Annotated in this window: 4 protein-coding genes; all 4 read left to right on the forward strand. The window is 53.3% G+C overall.

Translation table 11 applies throughout. The features are described from left to right. Position 1 precedes the first annotated feature (1 nt). The 4 genes from trkA to rpoC all read left to right on the forward strand — a co-directional run bounded on the left by trkA (position 2) and on the right by rpoC (position 11,728). Complete coding sequence (trkA, locus tag Afil_RS06865) at positions 2–1,375, forward strand: Trk system potassium transporter TrkA (RefSeq protein WP_230267828.1); 1,374 nt, start codon at positions 2–4, stop codon at positions 1,373–1,375. Beyond that, positions 1,372–3,021 carry a TrkH family potassium uptake protein gene (locus Afil_RS06870; RefSeq protein ID WP_230267829.1) on the forward strand — a complete coding sequence of 550 codons (1,650 nt, stop codon included), beginning with the start codon at positions 1,372–1,374 and terminating at the stop codon, positions 3,019–3,021. The genes trkA and Afil_RS06870 overlap by 4 nt, the downstream gene beginning before the upstream one ends. Before the next feature lie 521 nt (positions 3,022–3,542). Continuing rightward, positions 3,543–7,796: a DNA-directed RNA polymerase subunit beta gene (rpoB, locus tag Afil_RS06875; protein WP_230267830.1), complete on the forward strand. Its 4,254-nt coding sequence runs from the start codon at positions 3,543–3,545 to the stop codon at positions 7,794–7,796. Beyond that, positions 7,787–11,728 carry a DNA-directed RNA polymerase subunit beta' gene (rpoC, locus tag Afil_RS06880; protein WP_230267831.1) on the forward strand — a complete coding sequence of 1,314 codons (3,942 nt, stop codon included), beginning with the start codon at positions 7,787–7,789 and terminating at the stop codon, positions 11,726–11,728. The genes rpoB and rpoC overlap by 10 nt, the downstream gene beginning before the upstream one ends. Positions 11,729–12,006 lie beyond the last annotated feature (278 nt).

A 12,006-nucleotide genomic window follows, 5' to 3' on the forward strand; every position in this document is an offset into this window, starting at 1 on the left:
TATGCAGATCATCATTGCAGGTCTTGGAAAAGTCGGAATGTGCCTGACTGGCGAACTTTCGGCGGAAGGGCATGACCTGACAGTTGTGGATACAAAGCCGGAGCAGGTGCGCAAGGCGACGTCCAAATTCGACATCATGGGATTCAGCGGAAACGCCGCGGATCCGGATACGCTGGCGGAACTCGATGTGGCCGACGCGGATCTGTTTATCGCGGTGACGACGCAGGATGAAGTCAATCTTCTTTCCTGTCTGCTCGCCAAACGGGCCGGCTGTTCCAAAACGATTGCCCGCGTTCGCAATCCGGAATACAGCTCGTCCATGGACTATCTCAAGGAAGCGCTGGGCCTGGAAATGATCATCAACCCGGAACTGCTGGCCGCCAAGGAAATCGAACGCGTTCTCTCGCTTCCCGGCGCGATGAATGTCGATGACTTTACGAGCGGTCATGGCGAAATTCTGAAACTGCGCATTCAGCCGGGATCCTGTCTGGACGGCTTGCGCGTTAAGGAAATTCATTCCCACATTCACGCCGAAGTGCTCGTCTGCATCTGCCAGCGCGGCAAGGAAACGTACATTCCGGACGGCGACTTTGTTTTGCACGCGCGCGATCTTCTGTATATAGCCGGTGCCCGCGCGCAGTCCGTCAAGTTCTTTTCAAGCGCCGGTCTTCCGGTCGGCGGCATCCGTCATGTGATGGCGGTCGGTGCCGGCAAGCTGTCTCACTATCTGATCGAGCTGCTCGAACGTGCGGGCATTGAAACGACAATTATCGATAAGGATCTCGACGCCTGCGAGCGCATGACCGTTCTGTATCCGGATACGGTCGTCATTCACGCGGACGCCTCGAGCCAGAACGTGCTGCTCGAAGAAGGTCTGGAGGAAATGGACGCCTTTATCGCCATGACCGGCGTGGATGAGCAGAACGTCTTTCTCAGCCTGTTCGCCCAGCGCAAGGCGGATCTGAAAACCGTAACGAAAGTCACCCATATTGATATGGATGAACTGTTTGAAGACTTTGAACTGGATACGGTCATCAACCCGAAGACGCTCAGCGCGGAATACATCATTCGCCACGTGCGTGCGCTGGCCAATTCCATGGGCTCCAATATCCGGACGGTGCACCGTCTGGCCAGCGATCAGGCGGAAGCGCTGGAATTCCAGATCCGGGAAGGATCGAAAGTCATCGGCGTGCCCCTGATGCGTCTGGCGCTCAAAAGCGGGGTGCTGATCGCGCTTATTGAGCGAAAGGGCATGCTCATTCTGCCGCGCGGAAACGATGTCATTTTGCCCGGCGACCTGGTCGTGGTCATTACCAACCGTAAAGGCTTTACGGATGTGGACGACATTCTGGAAGGGAAGAAGAGAATCCTATGAACCTGTTTGTCATTGCCTACGTACTTGGACAGGTGTGCAAGTTTGAAGCGGGCTTCATGCTTCTGCCCATGGTCTGCGCCCTGTGCTACAGCGAATATTCCATCGCGCTCATTTTCTTTCTGTGCGCCCTGCTGTGTCTGACGGTCGGCTTTTTCCTGACGCTTAAAAAGCCGGAACACATGCGCATACGGCCGAAGGAAGCCATGGCGGCAACCGCCCTTTCCTGGGTCGTGATTTCCGTTCTGGGCTGTCTGCCCTTCATGATCTCGGGCGAGATTCCCCGGTTTGCGGACGCGTTTTTTGAAACGGTCTCCGGGTTTACCACCACGGGATCGAGCATTTTAAGCGATATCGACGCGATGTCCTGCGGCAGCCGCTTCTGGCGTTCGTTTACGCACTGGATCGGCGGCATGGGCGTTCTCGTCTTTGTGCTGGCCATTCTGCCTTCGACGAGCAGCACGTTCATGAACCTGATGGTTGCCGAATCGCCGGGTCCCTCGGTGTCCAAGCTGGTGCCGAAAGTCCGGCAGACAGCCAAGTATCTGTACACCATTTATCTGACGATGACGATCGTACAGATCGTTTTGCTTCTGCTTGCGGGCATGCCGCTGTTCGATTCGATCACCCTGACGATGGGAACGGCCGGAACGGGCGGCTTCAGTGTGCGCAGCAGCGGATTTGCGGACTATACGATGCTCCAGCAGGGAATTATCGCGGTGTTCATGGTTCTGTTTGGCATCAACTTCAGCTTTTATTTCCTGATTGTCCGGAAAAAATTCAAAGCGGCCGTTTCCATGGAAGAAGTTCTGACGTATCTGGCGATCATCCTCGCGGTCGTGCTGCTCATCGTGACATCGGTATGGTGGATGTTCCCAAATCTGTTTGAAGCGTTCCATCACGTCTTCTTTACCGTCTCGTCGATCATTACGACGACCGGCTACGCCACGGTCGATTTCAACCAGTGGACCTCGTTTGCGAAAACGCTCGTCGTTCTGATCATGTTCATCGGCGCCTGCGCCGGATCGACGGGCGGCGGCATTAAGGTCTCCCGCATTAACGTCATGTTCAAGGGCATTAAAAAGGAACTGCAGATGCTTCTGCATCCCGGCCTGGTGCGCAAGGTCAAAATGGATGGCAAGCCGATCCCGCACGAAACGGTTCGTTCCATCAACGTGTTCATCGCCATTTATCTGGTGACGTTTGTCGTGTGCCTCGTTCTTGTAACGCTCGACGGCAAGGATCTCGTGACCAGTTTCACCGCGGTAGCCGCTACGCTCAACAATATCGGTCCGGGTCTAGGCGAAGTCGGTCCGATGGGCAATTTTGGCGCGTTCTCGGATTTTTCCAAGTATGTCCTGAGCTTTGCGATGCTGGCCGGGCGTCTTGAACTCATTCCGCTGCTTCTGCTGCTCATCCCGCAGATGTGGGAAGGCACGATCAAGCTGACCCGCCGCATTCGCACACAGTCCTCACGCGCGAAAAACCAGGGCTTTCAGCGCGAACCGTCCAGCCCCGAAAAAAGGCTGCGTCCAAAACCGGAGCCCCGGCGAAAACCGAAAGATCCGGATTTCGAACCGAGTCCGGCGCTTGCACGAAAACAGAGGCCAAGGCGCCTGCGCCTGCTGACCCAGACCTCGCTGGAATGAGTACGGGCCAGAACGGAAAAATGGTTTCTTTCTGGCTGTAAGGACGGCTTAGAAAAACGGAGCGGAAAAGTACAGATTTTTCGCACAATGAAATTTACGCAAAGAAAAAACAGTCCAGGAGCGATTTCGCTTGGAAATCGCTCCTGGACTGTCTGCGTCTTAAGTGTTCAGGATTGGCAGATCCTTTGGAAAAGTCGGGCGTTTTGCGGGCGCTCTGTTCGATTTTTCGGGTATGGACCTTCAGAATAAAGGGAAGTACAGATTCGCAACAGTGCGAAAATACGAAAAAAGTAAGAAAAGCGGACGATTTCAGGGGCCGCTAAGGGGGCGCGTGCGCTCAAAAAAGGAGGGGTTTCGACTGGTATTAGCATTAAAACTGCCAGAATGCAAGAATTTTCAGAATAAAAAAGAACAATCGATTGATAGGCTGGCAAGCTAATAATATTATAGTAAATTGCTAAATAGTCAATAAACCGAGGGTTTTTGACTGTTTTTGAAATTCAGAAGAAAGGATCGTGCGCATGGACAGCAATAAACCATACCAAATCGTTCCGGAAGGAAAAAAAGCATTCCGTCGGGACTATTCCAAAGTATCCGGCAAGCTCGAACTTCCAAACCTCGTAGAAATTCAGACCAACTCGTTTGAATGGTTCAAAAAATACGGAATCCAGGAAGTATTCGAAGAAATCTTCCCGATCGAGAACCACGGCAGAAATATCAAACTTAAATACAAAGGCTTCCACTTCGAACCTCCAAAATGTTCCGCGCAGAAAGCCATGGAGCGTGAGTGCAACTACGCTTCACGCTTAGATGTTGACATGGAACTTGAAATTGTCAATGAGAACGGAGAAGTCATCACCAAGCAGGAAAAAGTCTTCCTTGGCGATTTCCCGATGATGACTGAAACCGGTACCTTCATTATCAATGGAGCGGAGCGTGTCATCGTCAGCCAGATCGTTCGTTCTCCAGGCGCCTATTTTTCCGAAAGCTTTGACAGCAAAACTGGAAAACAGAACTACGCCAGTGAACTCATCCCGAGCCGGGGAACCTGGCTCGAGTTCATGACGGAGCAGAAGAAGAACACCAACGGACGAGCCATTATGACATCGATCGACAGCAGCCGCAAAATGCTGTCTACCATCTTCTTTAAAGCACTGGGCATGTCCTTCTCCCTGGAAAAAGGAGACGACACCCAGGATACGACTGCACTCGATACCTTCATGAAGGCGATCGACAAGCAGGCTAAGGATCCGATTCAGGATGAAACCCATCGCGAATACATGGATCAGTATCTGATGCTGTTCAACGGTTTCTTCGGCAAGTCGGAAGAAATCGAAAACACCCTCCTGGCTGACAAAGTCATGACCACTGAAGAAGCGCTGCTTTCCTTCTACGGCAACCAGCGCTCCGACGAAATCCCGACTCTGGACGGATCCATCACGCTGATGCAGAACAAGCTGTTCGATCCGCGCCGCTACGATCTGACCAAAGCCGGACGCTACAAACTCGGCAAGAAACTTTCCGCCGTCTCCCGTACGATGAACAACACCCTCGCCCAGGACATCCTGGATGTTAACGGAGACGTCGTTTACCCCAAAGGCACCCATGTGACCCGCGATATCCGCAACCGTCTGCGTGAAGAACTCGCCAAGGGTACCTACATGAACCCGTTCCCCTTCAAGCCGGAATTCCTTGAAGCGGACATCGTGACCATTCCGGCCAGCTACCGGACCGGTCTCATCGGCCGTGTCCTGGCCGAAGACATCACCATCGACGAAGAGCTGTTCGAACGCGGACAGGTTCTTTCTGAAGAAGATGTCGCTAAAATCGTTGAGCACGGCAAGGACGTCAGGATTTACGCCGGTCTGATCGCCAGACCCGTTATCCTGAGTGAAGAAAACTTTGATCCGGTTCTCAACTACGGTCAGCGTCTGTACACTCTCGGCCGTCTGACCAACGCAAAAGGTCAGGATCTCGTCAACTCCGATCTCGACCTCATTGCCGGCCGCTATGAAATCGGCGTTACCCCAGAACGCTTAAGTGATGCCGCCGTCTTCGATCTGAAGACCCGCATGAACGACGAAACCGTCACCGCCTGGCTGATCGGTGCCGCCGTACAGGAATTCGACATTGAAGACAAGAACGGCGTTCGCCGTCACATTATCGGCAACGACCCGTTTGCTCAGATTCACACGATCACCATTCCGGATATTTATGCCTTCTTCGACTACAACCTGAGCGTTATGGAAGGCATCGGCGAAACCGACGACATCGATATGCTCGGCAACCGTCGTATCCGTTCCGTCGGCGAACTCATCCAGAACCAGTTCCGTATCGGTCTTTCCCGTATGGAACGCGTGGTTAAGGAAAGAATGTCGATTCAGGAAGCCAAGAGCATTACCCCGAAGAAGCTGACCAACGTCCGCCCGCTGACCGCTGCCATTAAGGAATTTTTCTCTTCCTCGCAGCTGTCGCAGTTCATGGACCAGCAGAACCCGCTGGCTGAGCTGACCAACAAGCGCCGTATTTCCGCGCTGGGCCCAGGCGGTCTGACCCGTGATCGTGCCGGCTTCGAAGTTCGAGACGTTCACTCGTCTCACTATGGCCGAATCTGCCCGATTGAGACCCCTGAAGGTCCGAACATCGGTCTGATTTCCAACCTCACTACCTATGCAAAAATCAACGAGTACGGCTTCATTCAGACTCCGTACCGTGTTGTAAACAAGGATGGAACCGTTTCGGAAGAAGCGCGTTATCTGTCCGCGGATGAAGAAGCGGATTACGTTATCGCTCAGGCGAACGAAGTGCGCGACGGCCGTCTGATTCACGACCGTGTCGTAGCCCGTAAAGGCGGCGAAACGATTATCGCCGACCGCGCCGATGTCGAACTCGCCGACGTATCCCCAAAACAGATCGTTTCGGTAGCGACCGCCTGCGTACCGTTCCTCGAAAACGATGACGCATCCCGAGCCCTGATGGGTGCGAACATGCAGCGTCAGGCCGTACCTCTGCTTTCTCCGCATTCCCCGTACGTCGGAACCGGTATCGAATACAAGATTGCCAAAGACTCCGGCGTCGGCATCATCGCCAAGGAAGACGGCGTAATTACGTATGTCGACTCCCTGCGAATCGTAAACACCGATGCAAACGGCGTGGAACATACGTATCACCTGCGCAAGTTCAGCCGTTCCAACGCATCGACCTGCATTAACCAGAAACCGATTGTCAAAGTCGGTGAAGAAGTCGAAAAAGGCGACATCCTTGCCGATGGACCGTCCATGGAAAACGGCGAGCTGGCTCTGGGTCAGAACGTAACGATCGCGTACATGACCTGGTACGGCTACAACTATGAGGATGCCATCATCATGTCCGAGAGAATGGTCAGCGACGATGTCTACACGTCCATCCATCTTGAGGAATACGATATCGACTGCCGCGAAACCAAGCTTGGACCGGAAGAAATCACCCGCGACATTCCAAGCGTATCCGAAGCCGCCATTAAGAAGCTGGACGAAAACGGCGTCATCATGGTCGGCAGCGAAGTGCACGAAAACGATATCCTTGTCGGAAAGGTAACCCCGAAAGGCCAGTCTGAATCTTCTCCGGAAGAAAAGCTGCTCCTGGCGATCTTCGGCGAGAAGTCCCGCGAAGTGCGCGACAACTCCCTGAAAGTACCGCACGGCGGTGCCGGCATCGTGCATTCCACCAAGGTGTTCAAACGAGGAGAAGAAGGCGTGGATCTGCCGCCTGGAGTTATCAAGCGCGTCAAGGTCTACATTGCTCAGAAACGTAAGATTTCCGAAGGCGACAAAATGTCCGGCCGTCACGGTAACAAGGGTGTTATTTCCAAGATCCTGCCGATCGAAGACATGCCGTTCATGCAGGACGGCCGTCCAATCGACATCATCCTGAACCCGTTCGGCGTACCTTCCCGTATGAACATCGGTCAGATTCTTGAGATTCACCTCGGCTATGCCGCCAAGAAACTGAACCAGAAATTTGCGACGTCCGTATTTGACGGTCTTTCCAACGAAGATCTGGCGGATGTCATGAAAGAAGCCCAGATGACTTTCGATGGAAAACAGGTTCTGTACGACGGTCAGACGGGTCTCCCCTTTGATGAACGTATCTCGGTCGGCGTCATGTACATGATCAAGCTTGCCCACATGGTTGACGACAAGCTGCATGCCCGTGCCACCGGTCCGTATTCCACCATCACCCAGCAGCCTCTTGGCGGTAAAGCACAGAACGGCGGCCAGCGTTTCGGTGAGATGGAGGTATGGGCTCTTGAAGCTTATGGCGCCAGCCATACGCTGCAGGAAATCCTGACCATCAAATCCGACGACATCACCGGCCGTATCCAGACGTACGAAGCCATCACCAAGGGCCAGGATATCCCGGAACCTGGCGTTCCGGAATCCTTCCGCGTACTGATCAACGAACTTCAGGGTCTTGCCATCGACGTCAAACTGTTCGATGACGACGGCAACGAAGTTTCTCTGAACGCTTCGAGCGCGAAACCTGGTCAGAAATACGTGGAAGATGACAATGCAAAAATCGACATCATTCAGGATGCTGAAATTGTCGATGACGGCAAAGCCGATGCAGAAGTCAGCGATTCCCCTCTTGAAAACGATCTCGATCCGAATGCTGTAGCCCAAGCGCTCGAAGGCACGACCTACGCAGGCGACGATACAGAAGATGTCCAGAGCGAGCTCGACCAGGAGGAAGATGAAACCAAAGAACTGGAGGGCGAACTTCTCGAATGTCAGTAAACAATTTTTCCTCGATTCAGGTACAGCTTGCTTCTCCGGAAACCATTGAAAAATGGTCCCACGGTGAAGTAACCAAACCTGAAACGATCAACTACCGCTCGCAGAAAGCAGAACGTGACGGCCTGTTCTGCGAACGCATTTTCGGCCCGACCAAGGACTACGAATGCTTCTGCGGCAAATATAAAAAAGTCCGTCACTACAACGGAATGGTCTGCGAACGCTGCGGCGTTGAAATCACGCAGTCCAAAGTCCGCCGCGAGAGGATGGGCCACATTCATCTGGCCGCTCCGGTCGCACACATCTGGTATCTGCGCGGAATTCCTTCCCGCATGGCCCTGCTTCTGGATCTGACACCGAAGCAGCTTGAAGAAGTTGTATACTTCGTCAGCTATATCGTTACCGATCCAATGGACAGCGACCTGTCCTACAAGCAGGTTCTCGCTGAAAAGGAATACCGTGAAAAGCTCGCACAGTACGGACCTGGCGGATTCAAGGCCAAGACCGGTGCGGAAGCCGTTCTGGAACTGCTGCAGAATGTCGATCTCGAAGCTGAGTACACGAAAGTGACTTCGCAGCTCGAAGATGCGGCCGACGGCAGTGAAAAGCGCAAGAAACTGATCAAGCGCCTGGATACCATCAACGCGTTCCGTCATTCCAACAACAAGCCGGAATGGATGATTCTTCAGAACATCCCGGTTATTCCGCCTGATCTGCGTCCTATGCTGCAGCTGGACGGCGGCCGCTTCGCGACCAGTGACCTGAATGACCTGTACCGCCGCGTCATCACCCGTAACAACCGTCTGAAACGTCTGCTCGATCTCGGTACGCCGAACATCATCGTGCAGAACGAAAAGCGTATGCTGCAGGAAGCTGTCGATGCTCTGATCGATAACGGACGCCGTTCCAAGGCGATCACCGGTGCCGGCAACCGTGCGCTGAAATCGCTGTCTCACTCCCTGAAAGGTAAACAGGGACGTTTCCGTCAGAACCTGCTCGGCAAGCGTGTAGACTTCTCCGGACGTTCCGTAATCGCGGTAGGACCGGACCTGAAAATGTACCAGTGCGGTATTCCGCGTGAAATGGCGATCAACCTGTTCAAGCCGTTCGTTATTAACGAAATCACCGCTTCCGGCGCCATCCCTGGCATCAACAACCCGAAACAGGCTGAAAAACTGATCGAAGCCCGTGACGAAAGAATCTGGCCGATCGTTGAAAAAGTTATCGAAGGCTATCCTGTACTGCTCAACCGTGCGCCTACGCTGCACCGTCTGGGTATCCAGGCCTTCCTTCCAAAACTGGTTGAAGGACGCGCCATGCGTCTGCACCCGCTGGTATGTACTGCGTTCAACGCCGACTTTGACGGCGACCAGATGGCGATTCACGTACCGCTGAGTGAAGAAGCACGTGCCGAAGCCCTCGTTATGATGCTTGGCAGCCATAACATTCTGGGTCCAAAAGACGGCAAGCCTATCGTTACGCCTGGCCAGGACATGGTCATGGGCAACTTCTATCTGACGATGGAAGAAACCAGCGAAGAACTTCATGAAGAAGCCGACCGCTACCGTGCAGCCGGCATCGAAAAAGAAGCCGAAGCCTGGGACCGCTATGCGAATGCAGAAGGTACCGTTTACGCCGATGTGGACGAAGTCATGCTCGCCTACAAGACCGGCCAGGTTCACCTGCACTCCCGTATCGCTGTGCCTGTATCCGGCCTGAACAAAACTTCGTTCGCTCCCGAACACGCCAATGACTATCTGGCGACAACCGTCGGAAAAATCATCTTCAACGGCATGTTCCCGGAAGACTTCCCGTTCCTGAACGAAGTTTCCGCCGAAAACTTCCAGGCGACTCCGGAACGCTACTTCATCAAACCGGGTGAAGACGTGAAGGAATTCATCCGTGAACTCCCGCTTGCGGAAGCCGTTAAGAAAAAAGACCTCGGAAAAGTCATCGCCGAAGTCTTCAAGCGCTACAAAGTGGATGATGTTGCCGATATTCTTGACCAGATCAAGTCTCTCGGATTCAAATACTCCACCGTTGCCGGCATTACGGTTGCGCTGTCCGACATCGAAGTTGCTCCGAACAAGGAACAGCACGTCGATGAAGGCCGTGAAAAAGCCGACGAACTCAAGCACTACCAGCAGAAAGGTCTGCTCACCATGCAGGAATGGGAGCGTCACCTCAACAAGCTCTGGGATAACGTCAAGAACGATATCGTAGACGAGCTGATGAGCAACCTGCCGCGTAAAAACCCAATCAACATGATGGCGACTTCCGGTGCCCGTGGTAATACTTCGAACTTTACCCAGCTCGCCGGCATGCGCGGTCTGATGGCCCGCCCGGCGAAAGGCAAATCCAGAGCCGGCGAATACGTTCCATCCATCATCGAGGTACCTATTTATTCCTGCTTCCGTGAAGGTCTGAACGTATCCGAGTTCTTCATTTCCACCCACGGCGTACGTAAAGGTCTGACCGATACCGCGCTGAAGACAGCTGAATCGGGTTACCTGACCCGTCGTCTGGTTGACGTTGCGCAGGATGTCATCATTAAGGAAGACGACTGCGGAACCGACCGCGGCTTCAAAGTCAGCGAACTGATCGACCGCAAGAACAACACGGTTATCGAATCCCTGTACGATCGTCTGGTTGGCCGTTACAGCCAGCAGGATGTTCTGAACCCGGAAACGGGCGAAGTCATCGTTCCAGCCGATACGTACATAACCGAAGATCTCGCGCAGAAGATCGTCGATGCCGGCGTTAAGGAAGTAACCATCCGTTCGCCGTTCTCCTGCAAGACCACAAACGGCATCTGCCGCAAGTGCTACGGCAAGAATATGGCAACCGGTAAAGACGTTGAAGTCGGCGAAGCCGTAGGAACCATGGCTGCGCAGTCCATCGGTGAACCAGGTACCCAGCTGACCATGCGTACGTTCCATACCGGCGGTGTTGCCGGCGGTGACGGCGGCGATATCACCCAGGGTCTTCCGCGTGTAGAAGAGCTGTTCGAAGCGCGTCACCCGAAAGGCGTTGCCGTAATTGCCAAAGTGACCGGTGAAATCACTTCCATCAAACGTATAGAAAACTCGCTGCGTCAGGAAGTTATCATCAAGTCCGAAAAAGAAGAAGTATCCCATAAGATCAACGCAAACCAGACTCTTCGTCCATGGGTTGCGGTCGGCCAGAAAATCGTGGCCGGTCAGCCTCTGACCGAAGGTCCGCTTGACCCGAAGGAACTGCTTGCGGTTGCCGGCGTAACCGAAGTTCAGAACTACATCCTGAAAGAGGTTAAGAAGGTTTACCAGTCGCAGGGTATCGAAATTGCCGACAAGCATCTGGAAGTCATGATTCGCCAGATGATGCGTAAAGTTATCGTTGTCAATCCGGGCGACACCGATCTGAATACCGGTGTTCAGCTCTCTCTGAACAACATCACCCGCATCAATCGCGACTACCTGCACCAGAACAAGATCCCAGCCGAATTCAAGCCGGTTCTGCTCGGTATTTCGAAGGCTTCGGTAGAAACCGACTCCTTCCTGTCTGCGGCTTCCTTCCAGGAAACGACTAAAGTACTGACCGATGCCACCATCAAGGGTAAAGTCGATCACCTCGTCGGCCTGAAGGAAAACGTCATCATCGGTAAGCTGATTCCTGCCGGAACCGGCTGCACCGGCGACCGTCCGCAGAACCGTGAAGTCCGTGCCATGGCGGAAAAACTGCGCAAGCGCCGTCTCGAACGTCAGGTTAAGAAGACGACCGACAGCCAGTTCGACAGCTTCGCCAAATCGGCGATGGGCACTGCGGAAACTAAGGATGCCGCTCTGCCAGAACCTGTAGCGGAAGATCTTCCAATCCCGGAAAACTATTCCATCCTCAACGACCCGGAAAGCTTTGCGGATGCCATTGATCATCTCGATATTAAGGGCTCCAAGTAAGGCAGTCTGTATCGTGTTGTCTTGAATTCTCCATGAAATCATCAGATTTGTATGAAGAATTCCGAAAATAAAACAAAACAAGAAAGGCCTGGCTGTTTTCGAACAGTCAGGCCTTTTATACTGGGCACATGTTTTTGGCTGCCCAAATGCCTCGTAAGTGTCAAACAATCGACGGGTATACGCGAGACTGAATATTAGATACGCTAAACGGGATCCCTTTCGAGATCCCGCTTGGCGTATTTTTTATTCTTCATCGTTTTCTTCATACTTCGGATCCG

It is taken from the genome of Allobaculum fili, from assembly GCF_020969955.1.
GTDB classification, from domain to species: Bacteria; Bacillota_I; Bacilli_A; order Erysipelotrichales; family Erysipelotrichaceae; genus Allobaculum; species Allobaculum fili.

Coding starts and splice junctions, on each gene's coding strand:
- trkA (WP_230267828.1), top strand. CDS start 2: ATGCAGATCATCATTGCAGGTCTTGGAAAAGTCGGAATGTGCCTGACT.
- Afil_RS06870 (WP_230267829.1), top strand. CDS start 1,372: ATGAACCTGTTTGTCATTGCCTACGTACTTGGACAGGTGTGCAAGTTT.
- rpoB (WP_230267830.1), top strand. CDS start 3,543: ATGGACAGCAATAAACCATACCAAATCGTTCCGGAAGGAAAAAAAGCA.
- rpoC (WP_230267831.1), top strand. CDS start 7,787: ATGTCAGTAAACAATTTTTCCTCGATTCAGGTACAGCTTGCTTCTCCG.